This is a genomic window from Lysinibacillus sp. FSL H8-0500, from assembly GCF_038051955.1.
Lineage (GTDB): Bacteria > Bacillota > Bacilli > Bacillales_A > Planococcaceae > Lysinibacillus > Lysinibacillus macroides.
Window position 1 is genome coordinate 312080 of the sequence record NZ_CP150292.1, and the last position, 21510, is coordinate 333589.

General features: G+C 38.6%; 11 protein-coding genes, 1 pseudogene and 1 riboswitch. Of the genes and pseudogenes, 8 read left to right on the plus strand and 4 right to left on the minus strand.

Annotated features, from left to right (window positions below):
- Positions 1-21 precede the first annotated feature (21 nt).
- The gene (locus MHB44_RS01415; RefSeq protein ID WP_341301287.1) at positions 22-2997 is read right to left on the minus strand and encodes an ATP-binding protein; all 2976 of its coding nucleotides are present in this window, start codon (positions 2995-2997) and stop codon (positions 22-24) included.
- A 209-nt stretch (positions 2998-3206) separates the two neighbouring features.
- On the opposite strand from MHB44_RS01415, the gene MHB44_RS01420 reads away from it, so the two are divergent.
- Together MHB44_RS01420 and MHB44_RS01425 are read left to right on the plus strand one after the other, a co-directional pair.
- Positions 3207-4367, plus strand: a complete 1161-nt coding sequence (locus MHB44_RS01420; RefSeq protein WP_341301288.1) for a response regulator — start codon at positions 3207-3209, stop codon at positions 4365-4367.
- Between the two features lie 524 nt (positions 4368-4891).
- Positions 4892-5646: pseudogene (locus MHB44_RS01425) on the plus strand (reverse transcriptase domain-containing protein).
- 378 nt (positions 5647-6024) lie between these two features.
- On the opposite strand, the gene MHB44_RS01430 reads toward MHB44_RS01425, so the two are convergent.
- Positions 6025-7671 (minus strand): S-layer protein, encoded by a 1647-nt coding sequence (locus MHB44_RS01430; RefSeq protein WP_341301289.1) that lies wholly within the window; start codon positions 7669-7671, stop codon positions 6025-6027.
- A gap of 257 nt (positions 7672-7928) precedes the next feature.
- On the opposite strand from MHB44_RS01430, the gene MHB44_RS01435 reads away from it, so the two are divergent.
- The 3 genes from MHB44_RS01435 (at position 7929) to thiC (ending at position 13314) form a co-directional block, all read left to right on the plus strand.
- Complete coding sequence (locus MHB44_RS01435) at positions 7929-10031, plus strand: methyl-accepting chemotaxis protein (protein WP_341301290.1); 2103 nt, start codon at positions 7929-7931, stop codon at positions 10029-10031.
- A gap of 253 nt (positions 10032-10284) precedes the next feature.
- The gene (locus MHB44_RS01440) at positions 10285-11214 is read left to right on the plus strand and encodes an AEC family transporter (RefSeq protein WP_341301291.1); all 930 of its coding nucleotides are present in this window, start codon (positions 10285-10287) and stop codon (positions 11212-11214) included.
- 62 nt (positions 11215-11276) lie between these two features.
- Positions 11277-11391: riboswitch (TPP riboswitch) on the plus strand.
- A gap of 144 nt (positions 11392-11535) precedes the next feature.
- Positions 11536-13314 carry a phosphomethylpyrimidine synthase ThiC gene (gene thiC, locus MHB44_RS01445; RefSeq protein ID WP_341301292.1) on the plus strand — a complete coding sequence of 593 codons (1779 nt, stop codon included), beginning with the start codon at positions 11536-11538 and terminating at the stop codon, positions 13312-13314.
- Positions 13315-13435: 121 nt separating this feature from the next.
- On the opposite strand, the gene MHB44_RS01450 is transcribed toward thiC, so the two are convergent.
- Together MHB44_RS01450 and MHB44_RS01455 are read right to left on the minus strand one after the other, a co-directional pair.
- Entirely contained in the window at positions 13436-14941 is a 1506-nt protein-coding gene (locus MHB44_RS01450) for a catalase (RefSeq protein WP_341301293.1), read from the minus strand.
- Positions 14942-15243: 302 nt separating this feature from the next.
- Positions 15244-16704 carry a helix-turn-helix domain-containing protein gene (locus MHB44_RS01455; protein WP_341301294.1) on the minus strand — a complete coding sequence of 487 codons (1461 nt, stop codon included), beginning with the start codon at positions 16702-16704 and terminating at the stop codon, positions 15244-15246.
- 228 nt (positions 16705-16932) lie between these two features.
- Here MHB44_RS01455 and hutH point away from each other — a divergent pair, with 228 nt between their 5' ends.
- From hutH to hutI, 3 genes are read left to right on the plus strand one after another with little or no spacing between them, the layout of a single operon-like run.
- The gene (gene hutH, locus MHB44_RS01460; RefSeq protein ID WP_341301295.1) at positions 16933-18447 is read left to right on the plus strand and encodes a histidine ammonia-lyase; all 1515 of its coding nucleotides are present in this window, start codon (positions 16933-16935) and stop codon (positions 18445-18447) included.
- Between the two features lie 19 nt (positions 18448-18466).
- Positions 18467-20137 (plus strand): urocanate hydratase, encoded by a 1671-nt coding sequence (gene hutU, locus MHB44_RS01465; RefSeq protein WP_341301296.1) that lies wholly within the window; start codon positions 18467-18469, stop codon positions 20135-20137.
- On the plus strand, positions 20134-21414 hold the full coding sequence (hutI, locus tag MHB44_RS01470) for an imidazolonepropionase (RefSeq protein ID WP_341301297.1): 1281 nt from the start codon (positions 20134-20136) through the stop codon (positions 21412-21414). The genes hutU and hutI overlap by 4 nt, the downstream gene beginning before the upstream one ends.
- The last annotated feature ends 96 nt before the right edge of the window (positions 21415-21510 follow it).

A 21510-nucleotide genomic window follows, 5' to 3' on the forward strand; every position in this document is an offset into this window, starting at 1 on the left:
CTTTTTTGACTTTATTTTCTATTAGCCTTTAGGAATGGAGAAGGAAATCCTTGTGCCTTGACCGATCACACTGTCTATTGTTAGTGTGACACCAAATAACTGCTTTAGACGTTGCTCTGTATTGACAAGGCCAACACTTGATTTCTTTTTAGAACCCTTATGCTCAAAGCCAACTCCATTATCAGAGATAGCTATTGTAAAATACTTCTCGTCCTCTTTAATAGAAATTGTGACAATGCCACCTTCTTGCTGTTGTAAAATACCATGTTGAATAGCATTTTCAACAAGTGTTTGTATAGTTAGAGGCGGTACAAATAACTCCATATGCTGAGGAATATCCCACATTACCTGTATTTTATCGCCAAAGCGAATTTGCTCGATAGCAATATAGGCACGAACAAGCTTTAATTCGTAATCGATTGGTACGATTAAATCAGCATTTTTAAAATCGAAACTCATTTGTAAATAATCACTAAAAGCAAGTAATAATTCCTCCATTTTTTCATCATCCACACCATGTAACGAAATAATAGAGTTTAGCGTGTTGAAGAAAAAGTGAGGCTGTATTTGTGCTTGAAGCCATGCAGCCTCGATACGTAGACGTTCCTCACTGGACTGCCTCATTTGAATAAGTGCCTGCACACGTGATTTTAGCTCCATGTATTCCATTGGCTTCTTTACATAGTCATTGGCTCCACTTAAAAAGGCAAGTCGAATATCCTCACTTTGCTGTCGAGCTGTTAAAAATAGTATTGGTAGCTCTGAAATAGAGAACTTTTCACGAATATGCTCAGCCAGTTCATAGCCAGACATATGTGGCATCATAATATCGGAAATCACTAAATCGAAGCTACTTGCTTGCAGTTTTTCGAGAGCCTCAGCTCCACTTAAAGCCGTTTCAATTTCAAAGGGCTCCGTCGAAAAAGCATTTACAAGTATTTGTAGGTTTACAGCATCGTCATCAACGATAAGCACCCGTGAATGGCTTGTTACCAATGAATTCTTATCTGTAGTAGCTGTAATGTTAGGCTCCACTGACAAACCATCTAATAATGGGGCATATTTGAATAGGGTTGTGTCCTGATTAATATTTAATTCATCGTTTTCAACATTGCGCGTTTTAGCAATTGGCAATGAGAACGTAAAGGTTGAGCCTTTGCCGATAGTGGATGACAGCGATAGTGTTCCACCATGCAAGGACATAAGCTCCTGACAAATACTTAAACCTAATCCCAATCCACCACCAACAGATGTTATGGTTGAATCAGCCTGCTCATAAGGCTCAAAAATTCTTTCTTGCATCTCTTTTTCAATACCAGCTCCTGTGTCTGTAACGGATATATACAGCTTTTTACCAACTACTTCAGCGTCAATTGTAATAGAACCTTGTTCCGTAAATTTAATAGCATTGTGGATTAGGTTTGCAAAAATTTGAATAAGGCGTGTTTCATCTGCTAAGACAAGGGGAGCATCTTTTGGTATACGTACAATAAGCTCAATAGGCTTGCCCTTTAGCATAAAACGAAACATATTGCATACCCCACTGGCGAGATTATACGTATTTAATGGTTTAGGCTGTAGGCGTAATGTTTTTTCTTTTAATTTCACTAAATCTAATAAATCATCCAGCATAGAGGTCATATGGTTACCAATTCTTACGAGTAGCCGTAAGTCATCTTGATCTTGTTTAGCGGAGGATTGATCCTGCTTAGCTAACAGTGTTTGAGCAATACTCATCATACCATGCAGTGGGTTGCGTAGTTCATGAGAGGTATTTGCTAAAAAGTCGTCCTTTGTATGAATTTCTTTTTGCAATTTTACAGAGAGCTCTTCCGTTTGCATGGTTGTTTTGAAGTAACGTGTAAACCAAAATGCTGATAAAGCAGTAATCCCGATTAGCAAATCAAAGGGATAATGACTATACGGCAATATTCTATTTTGCTTTAAAGAGAAAAATAAAGAATTAGTTGCTACAGCTGTTCCAGTTAATAATAAAAAGATTACACCTTTTTGCCCTTTAATAACTATATTCAACATGAAAATAGTTATAATAATAGGAGAGGTAATAAAAAGTATGGTGAATATAATTTTTGTTTTAAGAATAATTTCAATAGGCGCTGTTAAAATAAATAATAGATAGGTAGCACAGATCAACGGGACGATCGTCAATATTTTGGGCTTAGCATATTCCCTCATTAATTCACGTAGAAATAGTACAAAGAACAACATATTATTGATGTATGAAAAATAAAATAGCCTATTTGCCCAAATCCAATTAACTGGTATATAGTTATATAAAACTTTATTGCTGGAAACGAGTACTGTCACACATGTAGAAATAAGAATCATTGCAAAATAAAAAAGTGATCTATCTCGGATACCTATAATCCATAGTAAAATTGTAAAGAGTAAATAAAAGGAAAAAATTAAGCATACTGCCATTTGAGTGGTAATAGAAAAGAATGTAGCCTTTTCCATTGAGTGCAAATCACCAAAAATTATCTCTCGGCTAAAACCACCCTGTATATAATGGTTTATTTGCACACCTTGTATAATAATTTCGCTTTCGCTTGTATTTAGCGTAAAATAATGCGTAATAGGTCTGCCAATGGGAGCGTTATCTTCATTCTCTAAAGTTAGGCTACCAAGCCCTCCAATTAATTGACCATTTACATAAAGCTCATAAGGAGCTAAGCCCTCGGGTATTGTGATGCCATACATCTGAGGGGAAGTATGTTCCTTTAAAATTTTTAAGCGATAAGAGCCATAACGAACTTCATCATTATGTGGAAAATACTGATCCCAAGCCTCAGGTTGATTTGTATAAACTTTTTCCGATTCCAACGATTTGGTGTTTTCTGAAAAAAGAAGGGTGTTAGGATAAAGCTCCCATTCCTTCTGTAGCCTAACTTTAAAATCATGACTAGTATCTATGTTTGTTAAATCAATAGTTCCTTGTTGTGCGGCGACTCCTTCTGAAATATTTGTAAAATCCATCCATGTAAATCGAAGAAGAGCAAGAAAGCAAAAAAACAGCCCAGAAATCAACAGTATTTTAAAATTTTTGGATAATATTTTCTTTTTCATCATAACTATAATTTTTCGACAGGTAGCTTTAATTCACCTTCTAAAGTAGTAAGTTCTCTATCAAACTTTATAAAAAGAAAACGATAATAATAAGGAATAAGCCAAAAGGAGGGGTACACATGAGAATCGTGCTAATAGATGATGAGCATTTACCATTAACGAGACTAAGAACATTACTCGAGAAAAGTAAGGTTCCTGGAATTGAAATTGTTGGCGAATATACCGATTCTCTAACGGTGTTAAATCATATTGAAAAACTACAACCAAACGTTGTATTTTTAGATATAGTGATGCCTGGTATGGATGGCTTAGCATTAGGTGAAAAAATTCAAGAATTATTACCTAACGTAGAGATTGTATTTACTACCGGATTCGATCAATATGCAATTGATGCATTTAATCTACACGCTATTGATTATTTATTGAAGCCTATACAAATTCCACGTTTAGAAAAAACCTTGGAACGGCTTGGGAAAATCTCAAATAAAAACAAAAAGGCTACAGCACAACATACAATGCTTAAGCTTTTTGGAGGGCTATACGTTGTGTCACCAGACGGTCATACACAGCTTATGAAATGGCGAACATCTAAGGCAAAGGAGTTATTTGCCTATATGCTGAACCATCGTAATGAAGTCATCTATCGTGATACCATTTTAGAGTTATTTTGGCCAGAGTCTGATATCGATAAAGCATCTAAGCAACTTTACACAGCTATTTATACAATACGTCAAACATTAAAGCACTATGGATTGGATAGCATTCAAATTTCAAGTCCTTTGTTAAATTCAGGCTATAAATTATTAGTTGAAAATGCAGTCGTTGATGTAGAACAGTGGCTATCTCGCTTAAAATTATTATCGCCTGTCCAAGCAACGACCTTAGAAGAACATGAACAGGTATTTCAAATGTATACGGGTGATTTTTTAGGAGATTGCGATTATCTATGGGCTGAAGGTGAGCGAGAGCGCTTGAGGCGACTATGGTTACATCATGCCTCTCAATTAAGTGAATTTTATAGTATAAATCAAAACTACATTGCTGCTGTGAAGGTACGGGAAAGGGTTCAAGCACTTTGCGCTGATGAGGAGGAAAACTATTTCACCTTGATGAAGCTATATGATTTGCTGAATAATGCGGCTGCTGTGGAGGAGCAATATTTGTTATTAAAGAAAATGCTTCGGGAGCATTTCGCAGTAGAGCCATGTGAGGAAGTAGAAAGCTGGTATCGGAGCTGGAAGCAGATTAATGAGCTATCACGAATGGATGCTTTTAGTTAGTATAGATGGAAAGGACTCTGCAACCCACAGAGTCCTTTTTCATGGTGTGCCAGGCATGCAACTATCTAGGTGGTGAAAGTCCACTGTGGAGGTACACATCGACCAACCACTAAGGAAGCGCAAGGTACTTATCGTGAGGTAAGGGCTGGAGGAAGCGTGAAATAAAATCTTGGCTCGACGAACAGAAATCTGATACCAAGGCTCTACAAAGGGATAAGGCTCCCATACAAGCCAAAGTCCAAAAGATGTGCGTAACTTTGTAGGGTAAATCAGGCGAGTAAAAGAGGAAAGATAGGTGTCTTACCCTGGGAGGTCTTGCGGATGTACAGAAGTACAGTCGAAAAAGGGTAGCCGCAAGAAGTCAGCAGAAGCCATAGTAATGAAGCTATTCATGAAGGGCTGAACAATTTATAGTGTTTCAACGCCATGAATGCGTAAGTGATGAACTACGTCAGCCCATCAGAACAAGAAAATACCAACCACAAGCTACCTTACGAGTGGAAATTTCAAAAGAAAATGGCAAGATGCGTAAATTGGGTATACCAACAGTAGTGGATAGAGTCGTTCCACAAGCCATTCATCAAGTACTCAGTCTGATATTTGAAAAGCAGTTCAGTGAATTCAGTTACGGCTTTAGACCAAAAAGAAGCTGTGAGATGGCTATGATAAAAAGCTTGGAATTTCTGAATGACGGAAACGATTGGGTCGTAGATATTGACCTCGAAAGATTCTTCGACACAGTTCAGCATGATAAACTGATGCGAGTTATTGCCAATACAGTAGAGGATGGTGATGTCATCTCGTTAATCAGAAAATACTTAGTCAGTGGGGTCATGGTGAAGGGAAATATGAAGAAACATCTGTCGGGACTCCGCAAGGGGGAAATCTTAGTCCACTATTGAGTAATATTATGTTAAACGAACTGGATAAGGAGCTGGAAAGTAGAGGACTTCAATTTGTGAGATACGCGGATGACGCCCTCCTCTTTGTGAAGAGTGAGAAAGCGGCGAATCGAGTAATGGAATCCATCGTGAGATTTATTGAAAATAAGTTGGGGTTAATCATCAATGTAGAAAAGAGTAAAATCTCTCGTCCAAAAGATTTGAAATTCTTGGGGTTTGCCTACTATTACGATTTTAAACATGAGAAATACCAAGCAAAACCCCATTTCACATCCATACAAAAATTTCAAAGAAAGCTTCGAAAATTAACAAAGCGAAATTGGAGTGTTCCGTTGGACTACCGAATTCTAAAACTAAAACAAGTCATACTAGGGTAGGTTAATGACTTTAGAATCTCAAATATGAAAAAAGCAATGATTGAGATAGATAAGAAACTTCGCTCCAGAATTAGAGTGATTATCTGGAAGCAATGGAAGGTAGCGAAGAAACAAATTAAGTCGCTTATTCAGCTAGGAATTCCGGAGAAAGAAGCAAAAGGATTAACCTACTGTCGAAAAAGTTACCGATTTATAGGATTATCCAAAGTTGTCCAAAGAGCCATCTCAAACAAAAGACTAAAGCAGAGGGGGTTTCCCTCTGCTTTAAAACATTATCAAAAAGTACACACTGTCATATAAATTGAACCGCCATATACGGAACCGCACGTACGGTGGTGTGAAAGGGACGAAATAATTTATTTATTTCCCCCTACTCGATTAGTAGGATTTATACCTTTTTGCTAGATTAAAGTTACTAAGTGCGCTATTTAAATTATTATAGGCAGTAGAAATTTCATTTTGAGTGGAATAAGGATTGTTAAACACTGTATTGGCTTGGTTAATATAAGAATTAAGCGTATTCAAATCATATTGAGTAGTCCAGTAGTTGTAAATAGAAACATCACTACCGTCTCCGTAAGCAGAAATAATTACACCGTAGGATGCAGCATTAGCTGAATTAATTAATGTTTGTAAATTAGTTTTATCAACATAATAGCCATTTGTTCCATATTTATAAGCATTTTTATAGATCCAAATGGCATTGTTTAACTGCGTAGTAGCATTGACGATTTCATTTTGCGTTGCATTATAATTATTGACAACTGCTTGTGCAGATGAAACTGCGGATTCCAATGCATTTTTTTCAGCTTGTGTTGTCCAAGGAGCATTATTATAAATATCTGAGCCGTTGTACCAAGAAACCGATACATATTGAACCGAATGAATTAATGATTGTAGTGAAGCTTTATCGCCATAGCCATATTTTGTGCCATTTTTTTGCACAGCTTGATAGACGGCTAGTGCATTTTTGTAGTGTGAAATAGCATTTTTCACTTGTTCTTGTGAGGCACTGCTATTGTTAGCGACAGCTCTTGCGCTTGCTACTGCTGTTTCAAATACAGTACGATCTGCCTGTGTTGTCCACTTTTCTGTTGTTAAAACATCATATCCGTTAATAGATACATGCACATATGGAGGGGAGGCGAGTAGTGTATTGAGCTCTTTTTTATCAACAACTGGTAGTGTCACAGAGACATTTTGATTGTCTACCTGTACTTTGTTTACATAGTGGTCTGAATCTAATGCTACTTTTTTACCGCCCTCCACAATAACTTGTTCAATTTTCCCTTCACCGTAGAGGCTGAAATTGCTGTCCACATTTATTGTGAGCTTTTCTACATCTCCCATCACTTCAAAGGATGGCACGTCACCTGTTATATCCACCTTTGCAATCGTTTGATTAGAAGATACACTGACTTTAGTACGTGTCAAATCGACATGCGCAGCTTTTGTATCTATTAAAGTAACATAGAGCCAATTTGCTTTTTTTGTTAAAAGAGGCTTTAGTGTAATTGTTTCGCCAACGGATACCTCATCCAATGTAATTGCCTTTTTCACTTTATTTGTAATAATAAGCTGACCATCAACAGTGACTTCTTGAATTTTCATGTAGTCCGCATTGACGGTAAGGTTACCTGAGATTTGTGCATCTCCAGCGTCAAAGTATACCGATTTTTTATTTGTACCTGCTTTATTTAATGTTAGTGCTGTAACGTCTGTAATTTGACCATTTTTTACGACAAGTGTAGCTTGAGCATTTGTTAAGGCTGCTTTATTTGAAGTATCAAAAAGAGGCTTCAACGAGTCTTTAACCTTAAATGTCCCATTGGTTGTTAGAACCGTGTCTTTTGTAATGCTTCTTATTGTGACAGATTCACCTTTCACAGTTGTTTTTGCTACTATCTGGGCCTCATATAAATTTGACTGATTGAGAGAGGAAGTAGCATTAGCAGTAGATACTGGTAATACTAAGGAGGCTGTAATGGCTGTAGACATTAATATGGATAGCGTTTTATTTCTCATTAGTGGTCACTCCAATCTTTTTTTCGAATTAATAGATAATATATCATATCCTTCTATAATATAAAATTGTTGCCGCCTGTTTTACTATAAACATAAAATTAAATAAGTCATAAGTCCTTGGTCATTCCCTCTGAATCCTTAGAATAATATCCGTAAATGTATCTATAATAATGTAATTTTCTACTGTATTCGCTAAATATTTTATTGTGCTATAAACGGGCATCCTTTATGATTAATAGCAAAGTGAGGTGTTAGGGATGAAAAAATACAAAAGTATTGCTTTAAAACTATCTTCTCTTGTAATAGGGCTATTTTTAGTATTATTTATAACCTATACAGTTATAACAGGAGTTATGATCAAAAAACAAAGTATAGAAGATGCAGAATATGGAGCATTGCAAACGGCTGAGTCCTCAGCAGCTATTATGAGTGAGCGTTTTAAAAGAGCAAATACGACATTGCTGACAACAAAACGAATAGTTGAAAGCATGGAACAGAATAATACATTATCCCCAAAAGCAATCTTAGACATAATGGAAAGGAATTTAGTTAATAATGAGGATTTAGTAGGCGTAGGAGCTATTTTTGATCCGGATACCATTCCGCTTGAACCAAATGAATTTTCAACTTTACTTGATCCAAAACAGCGTTTTAGCCCTTATCTAAGTAAAAATAATAATGACATTACGTCTGCTGTTGTGGAAGGAACTGATGATAGAGCTGTCTCCGAATGGTATTGGGTGCCAAAAGAAGAAGGGCGCTCGGTTTTAACGGAGCCTTATGATTATAATGTGAATGGACAGACTGTATTAATGACAACTATCTCAGTGCCATTAGTCGATGCTTCAGGTGCATTCTTTGGGGTGTTGACAGCAGATATCTCCATTGATTACTTAAATGAATTAACAAAATCTGTAGCACCAGAAGGCGGTTATGCTACCATTATTACCAATCAAGGTATGTTAACAGCTAATAGCTTTGGTGAAGGGCTAGATGGGCGTAATATGCAAGAGGATGCGGCATGGACTAATATAGACAAAGCAATGGAGAGCGGCCAAATCACAACAATGTATATAGATTCTGAGCAGTTAAAGGAGAAGGCCTTTAATGTGTTTGCCCCGATGCTTTTAGAGAATACGGATGAAGCCTGGATTGTTCAAATCGTGCTGCCGGAATCAAAAATCTTAGAGACTTATCATTATGTATCAATGTTTGCAGTGGTGGCAGGCATTATTATGGTGGTACTCATGGCTGTTGCAAGTGTGCTGTTTATTTATCGACAGCTAAAACCGTTAAAATTCTTGCGTGCATCAATTGAACGAGCAGCAGAGGGAGATTTAACGCAAAAAGTAGATGAAAAATATATTAAGGCTGATGAAATTGGAGAGGTGGCATCTGCTTATAACAATATGCTTGATAAAAACACCGATGCGATGCAAACAGTCTTAAACGCTACGGGATTATTGAACCAATCTTCCAATCAGATCCATGAGGTCTTTAGTGAAATCATTGCTTCGAGTCAGGAGGTTTCAGTAGCTATTAATGAAATTGCACAAGGAGCATCCAAGCAGTCAGAGGATACCGAAGAAACAAATTGCCAAATGATGGATTTAGCAGATCAAATTGATGCTATTACTGCACTTTCTAATGAAATGGTGAAGCTTTCTCATCAAACCAATGCAACAACAGAAAAAGGGATGGAAGAGGTTAAAAATTTACACGAGCGTAATAGTGAAACAAATGAGATGAATGGACGTATTCAACAACAAATGGAGGCATTGGGATCTAGTATTATCAATATTAATCAGATTATTTCCTCTATTCAAAATATTACAGAGCAAACAAATCTATTAGCTTTAAATGCCAGTATTGAGGCTGCACGTGCTGGCGAACACGGCAAAGGGTTTGCAGTGGTAGCGGAGGAAGTAAAAAAGCTAGCGGAGCAATCGAGAAAAGAAACAGAAATGATTCAAAATACTGTAGAGAACATCCTAAATAGTTCTTTTCAAACAATCGCTGTTATCACTTCAAATGCAGATTTAATGCAATCTCAAAGTGAATCCGTACAAAGCACACAGCGAGCCTTTAAAGACAGCAGTGAATTATCTCATTCCATCGCTACTTCAATTACGGAGTTAATGAATAAGCTTGCTCATATATTGGAATATAAAAATCAAGCAATTATGGCTATCCAAAGCATTTCAGCGATTTCAGAGGAAACTGCTGCTTCTGCTGAACAAGTAAGTGCCTCTGCAATGGATCAACAAGCAGAGCTCCAAAAGGTAGCAACGTCTATTGACAATATGAATCATATTTCTAAGGAGCTACAAGAGGTCGTGAATCGATTTAAACTTGCATAAAAAATGGGGAAGGCTGCCTAATCGGAAGGTAGCCTTTCTTTTATCTGATCTGTGATGACGGATAGAAGACGAAAAGAGGCGGATAGCTAAGGGAAAAGGAACAAGTATAACAGAAAGAGCCTTCGCAAAAGGATAGCTATGTAAAGGAATGGATAGCACACTATAACGAAAGGATAACCGAGCTATTATTACGCTTTGATTGACCTCATGAATAATCAGCACTACTATTAGGGATGGAAAGGAGGGCATTTATGTGGCTTATCTCGGCATGATTTTCTTTCAAATTGTAGCGCCTATCTTAGTGTTACTTGTACTAGGGGCGATCTTGCAAAAGAAATTTCGTTTTAACTTAAAAGCATTATCGCAGCTTATTACCTATTGTTTTATGCCAGCAGCTGTTTTTATTAATTTATATGAAACAAGTGTAGAATTATCTGTGCTTGGAGAGGTTGCGCTATTTATTGTGCTGTTCATGGGGAGTCAAATGCTGCTTAGTCACCTTTTAGCGAAAGGGCTTGGATTAGCTAAAACGGAGGCAGCTGTCTTTAAAAATAGCGTTGTACTCATTAATTCAGGGAATTATGGTATTCCTGTTGCTCAGATGATTTTTGCCATGCAGCCCATTGGTGTAGCCATTCAAGTCATTCTTGTTATATTTCAAAATATGACAACTTATACATATGGTTTATATAATTTAATTTCCTCTACAAAATCAGGTCTCTCAATTATCAAAGACTTTTTTAAAATGCCGATTATTCACGCACTTATTATTGGAGTCGCTATGAACTATTGGAATATTGGTATTCCACAGTTTATTAGAATTCCGATAGACCATGTAGCAGATGGTTTTATTGCGGTGGCATTAATTACTTTGGGTGCACAGCTATCACAGCTTGAAATAAAATCAATGTTTAATAAAACGGTTTTTATTAGTTGTTTTACGCGTTTAATTATTGGGCCGACTATAGCATTGGCGGTTATTTTTCTATTGGGCTTGGACGGAGTTGTTGCACAATCATTGCTGATCGCCAGTGCTTTTCCAACATCCCGCAATAGCTCTAGTCTAGCATTAGAATACGATGTGGAATCAGCAATCGCTGCACAAACTGTATTATTTTCAACGATTGTTAGTTGTATAACGGTAACAGTTATTATTTATCTAGCAGAAATATTATTTGCGTAGTAGAAGGAAAAAATAAGCTTCCATCTCTTAGTAATATCTGCTACACTAGCATCAAACTAAATAGTATTAACTAGGGGAGTCTGATGAGTCAGGCTGAGAGGGAAACACTACGAAGTTTCTTGACCCTTTGGACCTGATCTGGCTCATACCAGCGTGGGAAAGTTAAGAAGCTATTGCATCGTATAATGTATGCAATCAATAGACCTTTACATTGACGGCCGGATCCAAATGATTATTTTGGATTCGGCTTTTATTTATTTTGTTGGGGTGAGCTAGATTCGGTCCTTGTATCCAAATATATTTGAGGGAGAGAAGTAGCTTATGTCAGCAATTAGTGAAAAGAACATGATGATTATGTCCAGCTTTGAAGGGAGCAAAAAGGTATATGTGGAAGGATCACGTCCAGATATTTTAGTACCTATGCGTGAAATTGCATTAAGCCCAACAACTGGTAGCTTTGGGGATGAGGAAAATGCTCCTGTGCGAGTATATGATACAAGTGGGCCCTATACAGACCCAGCTTATCAGGTAGATATTACAAAAGGGTTGCCTGCCTTACGACGTACATGGATAGAAGAACGGGAGGATGTTGAAGAATATGAGGGACGTACGATTAAACCGGAGGATAATGGCTTTCGTCGTGCTGATGACCCGCGTATTCAAGAAAATGTTTTTCCCGAATTGGCGAGAAAGCCTTTACGTGCTAAAAAAGGTAAAAATGTAACACAGCTTCATTATGCAAAAAATGGCATTATTACACCTGAAATGGAGTTTGTAGCTATCCGAGAAAATATGGAACCTGAATTTGTTCGGTCTGAAATTGCAGCAGGGCGAGCTATAATGCCTTCTAATATTAATCATCCTGAGGCGGAGCCAATGATTATCGGTCGTAATTTCCATGTAAAAATCAATGCAAACATTGGGAATTCTGCGGTATCTTCGTCCATTGCAGAAGAAGTGGAGAAAATGACTTGGGCAACGCGCTGGGGTGCAGATAACATTATGGATCTATCGACTGGTAAACATATTCATACAACAAGAGAATGGATTATTCGAAATGCTGCGGTGCCGGTGGGAACAGTGCCAATTTATCAGGCTTTAGAAAAAGTAAATGGCGTAGCTGAGGATTTAACGTGGGAGGTTTATCGTGATACTCTCATTGAACAAGCCGAGCAGGGTGTGGATTATTTCACCATTCATGCAGGTGTTCTTTTACGCTATGTACCGCTTACAGCAAATCGTGTAACGGGCATTGTATCTCGTGGAGGCTCTATAATGGCTCAGTGGTGTTTATATCATCATCAAGAGAATTTCCTTTATACGCACTTTGAGGAAATCTGTGAAATTATGAAAGCTTATGATGTTGCTTTTTCCTTAGGTGATGGTTTACGCCCAGGCTCAATTGCAGATGCCAATGATGAGGCACAATTTGCAGAGCTTGAAACGCTAGGCGAACTAACAAAAATTGCTTGGAAACATGATGTTCAGGTGATGGTTGAAGGGCCGGGTCATGTACCGATGCATCTGATTAAAGAAAATATGGACAAGCAATTAGAGGTCTGCAAGGAAGCGCCCTTCTATACATTAGGCCCCCTAACAACAGATATAGCTCCGGGTTATGACCATATTACCTCAGCCATTGGCGCAGCGATGATTGGGTGGTTTGGTACAGCGATGCTTTGTTATGTGACACCGAAAGAGCATCTTGGCTTACCGAATCGAGAGGATGTTCGCGTGGGCGTTATCACTTATAAAATTGCTGCACATGCGGCTGATTTAGCAAAAGGACATCCTGGTGCGCAACAACGAGACGATGCACTGTCTAAAGCACGTTTTGAATTCCGTTGGCGCGATCAATTTAATCTATCATTAGACCCTGAGCGTGCAGTGGAATATCACGATGAAACCTTGCCAGCAGAGGGGGCAAAGACAGCACATTTTTGTTCGATGTGTGGCCCTAAATTCTGTAGTATGCGAATTTCGCAGGATATTCGTAATTATGCTAAGGATAAGGATTTGAATACTACTGAGGCGATCCATCAAGGTATGAAGGAAAAGGCCGAGGAATTTAAAAAAGCAGGTAGTCAGATTTATCAATAAGGGAAGAGTACTTGTGTTGATTTCGTTTGACACAAGTCCTTTTCATACAAAAAAGCTCCATGTGAATATAGTATTCACATGGAGTAAAAGTTGGATTTGGATATCAATAATAAGTGGAATCTTAAACGTTTGTCGGTTGTTTTACATATGGGTTTGTAAGATCCATACCTTCTAATGAAAGACCCATCGCTTTTGCGACACCTTCACCATATGCTGGGTCAGCTAGATAGCAGTGAAGGATGTGGCGGCGTTTGATGAATTCTTCAACAGAAGCCATATCATTTGCTGTATTTTCAAACAGGCGTTGTTGCTCTTCCGCAGTCATTAGACGGAATAGCTTACCTGGTTGCTCAAAGTAATTGTTATCGTCTTCACGGAAGTCATGAATACCTGCATGACCATCAATGCGTAATTCAGGCTCTTTATAGTCTAAATTATGCTCCCATTCACCATAGCTATTTGGCTCATAACCTAAAGTTGAACCAAGGTTGCCGTCAAAGCGCATAGCACCATCACGATGGAATGTACGGAATGGGCATTTTGGTGCGTTAACAGGTAGCATATAGTGATTTACACCAAGGCGGTAGCGTTGTGCATCAGCGTATGCAAAGATACGGCCTTGTAGCATTTTATCTGGTGAGAAGCTAATACCAGGAACAATATTAGATGGTGCAAATGCAGCTTGCTCAACCTCTGCAAAGTAGTTGTCCGGGTTTTTATTTAACTCGAATTCTCCTACAGGAATTAATGGGAAGTCTTTTTTATACCAAACCTTTGTTAAATCAAATGGATTATAAGGTAATTCACGAGCCTGTTCCTCTGTCATTACCTGAATGTACGCTTTCCATTTTGGGAAATCGCCTTTTTCGATAGCATCATAGAGATCACGTTGTGAAGATTCACGATCTTGGCCAATAACTTCATTAGCCTCAGCACCTGTTAGGTTTTTAATGCCTTGCTCTGTACGGAAGTGGAATTTTACCCATACACGTTCGTTATCAGCATTGATAAAGCTATACGTATGAGAGCCAAATCCATGCATATTGCGGTAGCCAGTTGGAATACCACGATCAGACATAACGATTGTGACTTGGTGAAGAGCTTCTGGTAATGAAGTCCAGAAATCCCAGTTGGAATTAGCGTTTTTCATATTTGTACGCGGGTCACGCTTTACCACGTGGTTTAAATCTGTAAAGTGTAATGGATCACGGAAGAAGAAGACAGGTGTATTATTTCCTACTAAATCCCAGTTACCTTCCTCTGTATAGAACTTAAGAGCAAAGCCACGAATATCACGCTCAGCATCTGCAGCACCACGTTCACCAGCAACTGTAGAGAAGCGAGCGAACATTTCTGTTTTCTTACCAATCTCTGAGAATATTTTTGCCTTCGTATACTTTGTAATATCATGCGTTACAGTAAATGTACCAAAAGCACCAGAACCTTTTGCGTGCATGCGACGCTCAGGAATTACTTCACGGTTGAAGTTTGCGAGCTTTTCAACCAACCATACATCTTGAAGTAAAAGAGGGCCACGTGGACCTGCTGACATAGAGTCATGGTTACTTACTACTGGAGCACCACCTGCTGTTGTAAAACGACGGCTACGATCATTTGCATTTGTCATATTAGTTTACCTCCTGAAAAAAATGTGAATCAAACGCTTCGTCTATAACTATAACAAATATAAACTAGAATTGCTAGTACATTATAATAATTATCGTTAAAGAATTTATATATTTAAAGGTAAACTATAATAATATGTTGAAAGGAGAAACTTTATACATAGTTTCTACCTTATTATCAGTAATTTTGAATGACATTATAAAAATTTTTATAGAAAGAATGAAAGAAGCTTATAAATAATAACTAGTATTATAAAAAACGCTATTGAAAATAAAACAAACTAATTGAAAATTACTAATAGCGCTAGTAGATTGCTTTTCGATAGCGATTAGGCGTTATACCAACTTGCTGTTTAAATATTTTAATAAAATAATTAGGGTCATCAAAGCCATTTAATTGAGCGACTTCACTAATTGCAAAATCTGTTTCTACAAGCATTTTTGTAGCATGATGGATTCTTGTCTGCTGTAAATAACGTTTAAATGGTAGACCTTGCTTCCTTGAAAAAATGGTACTTAAATAATTAGGGCTAATGCCAAGCTTCTGTGCAACATATGGTAGAGAAAGAGCACTATCCTTAAATTGCTGATCAATGATTTCTACAGCAAGTTCCACATAATCAGCTCTTTTTTCCATGCGGGCCTCACCAGCTAATTCAATTAATCTTTGTGTAAAGGAAATGATGCCATTGAGAATGGTATATAGTATAGGATGTTCAATGATTAAGTGAAATAGTTGACGATAACTTTGCTCTACCGCTGCTTTTTCATGTAATTTATATTTCAACATAAAACGTCGAATTTGTGCTAAAACACTTGTGAGATGAATGCGTAAATCATCTTGCTCATAATAAATGCCCTCATTCGCCAGACGATACAAAAATGCCTTTACAGCCTCCAAATTACCATCCTCTAAGCTACTTATTAATAATTGCTGCTCCTCAGGTGTTAATAAGGGATCGAAAGGCTGTGCTTCAAATTGTTTGCTAGCATAAAAAATTTGCCCAAAGCCTTCATAAAAGCTTTGATGAAGTGCACGCTTTGTTAATGTATACATATTTTTGATTGTTGCTGGTGCACCATCATAAATACCTATATTTAAAGAGCTATTACTAATGACATGCCATTCCTTCATCAATGTTCGTACATCCTTCTCTACCATTTTAAGATCAGCTGTTTGGAAAAGGCATACTATTTTATCTGATAACGGATAGCTTCTCATATGAAAATGAATAGGTGTTTGTTGAAGCCAGCTATAGAGCTTATGAAAGGCTTCAATATGCTCAGGCTCAATCATTGTGAAGATAATCTCTGTTTCAATAGAGCTGGATTTATGATCTAAAAATAATTGATAGTAAAAGGTTTCATTTGTAGCTTCCTGCGCATATTCCATAAACTGTGGTGTGCGAAGTGAAATAGCTGTCAGCTGTTGCTTTAATACCTCTAAATCAATCGGCTTTACAAAAAGATGCGCTACTTGTAATTCAATTGCCTTTAGTGCATTTTTAAATAAAGGCTCTGTTGTCATGGCTAAAATCGCAATAGCAAGCTGTTGTACATCGCGATAAAGAGCAGTCAGACGTTGCTTAGAAAATAAGTCGATATTTACAAGAATGGCATCTGGCTTACATTGTTGAATGCTTTGGGATATTTCTGAAATAGTTGTACATATTTCAATAACAATATCGCCAGGGAAATATGTATGTAAAAACCACTTTATTCCTGAGAGTTCCGTAGAATCTCGATCAATTAATAGTAGCCTCATCTACCTCACCTTTCCTTAAAATATTCTAGTTTTGGATAAAAGTACGATTATATTATTAAAAATAACATAGAAATCTGAAAAAAATTATATTTCCCCTTTTAAAATTCTCTATATTCCGAAAAAAGGAGTTAGTACAATGTAAATAGAGTAATGAATTATTTTTAAATGTATGCGAAAGCGCTTAATAAAAATTTTTATATAGCCATATAAGAAACAGGGGGATGTCATGTGAAGTCAATCATCGAGCTTGATGGCAATACATTAACAAGACAGCAAATCGAACAAATTGTAAAGGGGCATGTAATGGTTGCCTTGTCTACAGAAAGTGTGGCACGTATTCGTTTAAGCAGGGAACGCATTGAGAAGCGTTTAGCAGAAGGGCAAACGATTTATGGTGTCAATACAGGGTTTGGTAAACTGAGCAATATCAAAATTGAAGAAGGGGACATTGAACTTCTACAGTTGAATTTATTACGTTCAGATGCAACAGGGGTTGGCAAGCCATTCCCAACTGATGTTGTGCGGGCCATGATGGTATTGCGTGTGAATGCTTTAGCTAGAGGATTTTCAGGTATTCGTGAGGAAACGGTGCAGCTATTAGTAGAGTTTATTAATAAAGGGGTTCATCCTATTGTACCGTCACAGGGTTCTGTTGGAGCGAGTGGTGATTTAGCGCCATTATCACATTTGGCCTTAGTACTAGTGGGTGAAGGCAAGGCGGAATTTAACGGGCAAGTAATGACTGGTAGTGAGGCATTGCAGCAGGCAGGACTTTCCCCTGTGCGACTTCAAGCTAAAGAAGGGCTGGCACTCGTCAATGGTACACAGGCAATGACAGGTATTGGTGTATTAACAGTCAATGAAGCTGAACGTATTGGACTTGCTGCCGATATGGCGGCTAGTTTAACGCTTGAAGCATTAAAAGGTATTATATCGGCATTTGATCCAGCGCTTTTAGCAGTAAGACCACATTCAGAATTAGAGCTTGTCGGGGGACGGATTCGTAAGTGGCTTGAGAATAGTAAACGCGTCACACAGCAAGGAGAAATTCGTATGCAGGATGCGTATTCACTGCGCTGTATCCCACAAGTACATGGAGCTTCTTGGCAATCATTTTTCTATGCAGAAAATCGTGTACAAACAGAAATGAATGCGACAACGGATAATCCAATTGTTTTAGAAAATGGTGAGGTGCTGTCAGGTGGACATTTCCATGGTCAACCGATTGCCTTAGCAATGGACTTTTTAAAGGTTGGGGTCAGTGAGTGGGCAAATATTTCAGAGCGTCGTACAGAGCGAATGGTAAATCCTCAGTTAAATGAGGGGTTACCGCCATTTTTAGCAACAAATCCTGGGCTTGAATGTGGGCTGATGATTGCTCAATATACAGCAGCATCCATCGTGTCAGAAAATAAGGTGCTGGCACATCCTTCTAGTGTAGATTCAATTCCTACATCTGGTAACCAAGAGGATCATGTGAGCATGGGAACAACTTCTGCTCGTCAAGTACGTCAGATTGTTCACAATGCTGCTCGTGTCATAGCCATTGAAATGATCTGTGCATCGCAGGCTATCTATTTAGATAAGGCTGAAGACGAATTATCTCCAACAACACGCAAGTATTTAGAGAAGATACGTGAATACTGCCCACCATTACTAGCAGATCAACCAATTGGCGAGGAAATTGAAGCACTAGCACAGTATTTACTAGATAGTAATGATTTAGTGGAATTATCTAAATAATATTAAAGGGGATAGGCGTATGAAAATAACAACAAATATTCGTGCACCACGGGGAAATACATTAACATGCAAGGGCTGGACACAGGAAGCGGCAATGCGTATGCTGATGAACAATTTAGATCCTGAAGTAGCAGAAAATCCAGATGAGCTAATTGTTTATGGGGGAATTGGCAGGGCCGCCCGTAATTGGGAAAGCTATGAACAAATTATTGCTTCGTTAAAAAAGTTAGAGAATGATGAAACATTGCTGATCCAATCTGGGAAGCCTGTAGCGGTATTCCGTACACATGAGCATTCTCCTCGTGTATTGATTGCCAACTCAAACCTTGTCCCAGCATGGGCAACTTGGGATCACTTCTATGAATTAGAGGACAGAGATTTAATGATGTATGGTCAAATGACTGCGGGTAGCTGGATTTATATCGGTGCTCAAGGCATTTTACAGGGAACTTATTTATCCTTTGTAGAAGCGGGTAAAAAGGTATTTGGCACTGCGGATTTACGTGGGAAATTTATTCTTACAGGTGGTATGGGTGGCATGAGCGGTGCACAGCCTTTAGCGGGAAAAATGGCAGGCGCTGTGATTCTAGTAGTTGAGGTAGATCGTACCCGCATTGAACGTAAAATTAAAGAAGGCTACTGTGATTACCTCGTGGAAACTGTGGACGAAGCGATTGCATTAGTTGATAAATTACGTAATCAAAAAGAGCCAGCTTCGATTGGTCTTGTTGGTAACTGTGCAGATGTTAATCGTGAGCTACTGAACCGTGGTATTATTCCAGATTTTGTGACGGATCAAACATCTGCACATGACCCGATTAATGGCTATGTTCCAAATGGTATGACCTTTGAAGAAGCATTAGAACTGCGCAAAACAGATGTAAAAACATATGAGCGTAGGGCAAAGGAAACAATGGCAGAGCATGTGCGTACAATGCTAGCGTTCCAAGAGGCGGGCGCAGAGGTATTTGACTATGGCAATAATATTCGTGCCTATGCCAAGGAAATGGGTGTGACAAATGCCTTTGATTTCCCAGGCTTTGTACCAGCGTATATTCGTCCGTTATTCTGTGAAGGAAAAGGACCATTCCGTTGGGCAGCACTTTCAGGAGATCCAGAGGATATTTATAAAACAGATGCACTGGCAAAGGAGATGTTTGCAGAAGACGAGGGTCTTGTCAACTGGATTGATATGGCGCAAAAAATGGTGAAATGGCAAGGGCTACCTGCACGTATTTGCTGGCTAGGCTATGGTGATCGTCATCGTTTTGCTTTAAAAGTAAATGAAATGGTTGCGAATGGTGACTTATCAGCACCGATTGTCTTTGGTCGTGACCACTTAGATTCAGGCTCAGTAGCATCACCAAACCGTGAAACAGAGGGTATGCTGGATGGTTCAGATGCGGTATCGGATTGGCCAATTTTAAATGCATTAGTTAATACAGCGAGTGGTGCAAGCTGGGTAAGTGTACATCATGGCGGTGGTGTAGGTATGGGATATTCTCAGCATGCAGGTCAAGTGTTGGTAGCAGATGGCTCAAAGCTTGCTGCTGAAAAAATTGCTCGTGTATTAGTTTCTGACCCTGGAATAGGTGTTGCCCGCCATGCTGATGCAGGCTATGATATTGCTATTCATACTGCGAAAAACAAAGGGGTCCATATACCAATGCTAAAGGATGATGTGAAGTGACCATTCTAATAAAAAATGCCAATGAAGTAATTACATTAAAAAGCCATGTACAAGGGCCTCGAACAAAGGAGCAGATGCGAGATATTGCCATTGTAGAAAATGGCAGTGTGTTAATAGAGGATAACCGCATTGTAGCTGTTGGTGCCTTTGAGCAGCTTGTCGCAGATTTCCCTGATCTCATAAAAAATGCAGAGCTTGTGGATGCTGCTGGTAAGGTTGTGATGCCTGGCTTGGTGGATTGTCATACGCATTTAGTGCATGGGGGAACACGTGAGCAGGAGTTTAATATGCGACTCAACGGCTCAACCTATATGGAAATTATGAATGCAGGCGGCGGTATACATGCCACAACAAAGTGTACAAGAGAAACAAGCTTTGAACAATTATATGAAAAAACAATGCAGCATTTAGATGTATTTTTAAAGCACGGTGTGACAACCGTTGAGGCAAAATCGGGCTACGGCTTAGATTGGGAAACCGAAAAGAAGCAGCTAGAGGTCGCCAAAAAATTGCAGGAAAAACATAGCGTTGAGGTTGTCAGCACCTTTATGGGTGCCCATGCTGTACCACGTGACTATAAGGGGCGTGAGGATGACTTTGTTGAGCTTGTGATTCAAGAAATGCTACCGAAAGTGGTAGAGCTAGAATTGGCTGAGTTTAATGATGTATTTTGTGAAAAGGGTGTATTTACACCCGAGCAATCACGGCGTATTTTAGAGGCTGGGAAAACACTTGGCTTAACACCAAAAATTCATGCGGATGAAATCGAGCCCTATAAAGGAGCGGAGCTAGCCGCAGAGGTAGGTGCTATTTCAGCAGAGCATCTATTAGTAGCCTCTGATGAAGGCATTCAACAAATGGCTGAAGCGGGTACAATTGCTGTGTTATTGCCGGGAACTGCATTCTTCCTGCGTGCACCGTTTGCAAGAGGACGTCTGATGATTGATGAAGGTGTACCTGTAGCTATTTCAACGGACTTTAACCCAGGCTCGTCACCAACAATGAGCTTGCCGTTTATTATGAATTTAGCTTGTATGCATATGGGCATGACCTTAGAGGAGGTATTAACTGCAACAACGATTAATGCAGCCTATGCAATTAATCGGGGCGCACAAATAGGCTCCCTTGAGGCAGATAAACAGGCGGACGTTATTCTATTAGACGTTGCCAACTATAAGCAATTACAATATTTCTACGGAATGAATCATACAAATACGGTCATTAAAAATGGTCGCATCGTTGTGCAAAATGGCATTCTAGTAGAACAAGAGCATTGAAAAAGAGAGAGATTGCTCAATCAGTATAAAATTGTTGACAAATAAATTAACAATTTCCCCCCCATTATTGTCGAATGGGGGGGCTATATATTTTTT

Coding starts and splice junctions, on each gene's coding strand:
- MHB44_RS01435 (WP_341301290.1), top strand. CDS start 7,929: ATGAAAAAATACAAAAGTATTGCTTTAAAACTATCTTCTCTTGTAATA.
- MHB44_RS01430 (WP_341301289.1), bottom strand. CDS start 7,671: ATGAGAAATAAAACGCTATCCATATTAATGTCTACAGCCATTACAGCC.
- MHB44_RS01420 (WP_341301288.1), top strand. CDS start 3,207: ATGAGAATCGTGCTAATAGATGATGAGCATTTACCATTAACGAGACTA.
- thiC (WP_341301292.1), top strand. CDS start 11,536: ATGTCAGCAATTAGTGAAAAGAACATGATGATTATGTCCAGCTTTGAA.
- MHB44_RS01415 (WP_341301287.1), bottom strand. CDS start 2,997: ATGGATTTTACAAATATTTCAGAAGGAGTCGCCGCACAACAAGGAACT.
- hutU (WP_341301296.1), top strand. CDS start 18,467: ATGAAAATAACAACAAATATTCGTGCACCACGGGGAAATACATTAACA.
- MHB44_RS01455 (WP_341301294.1), bottom strand. CDS start 16,704: ATGAGGCTACTATTAATTGATCGAGATTCTACGGAACTCTCAGGAATA.
- MHB44_RS01450 (WP_341301293.1), bottom strand. CDS start 14,941: ATGACAAATGCAAATGATCGTAGCCGTCGTTTTACAACAGCAGGTGGT.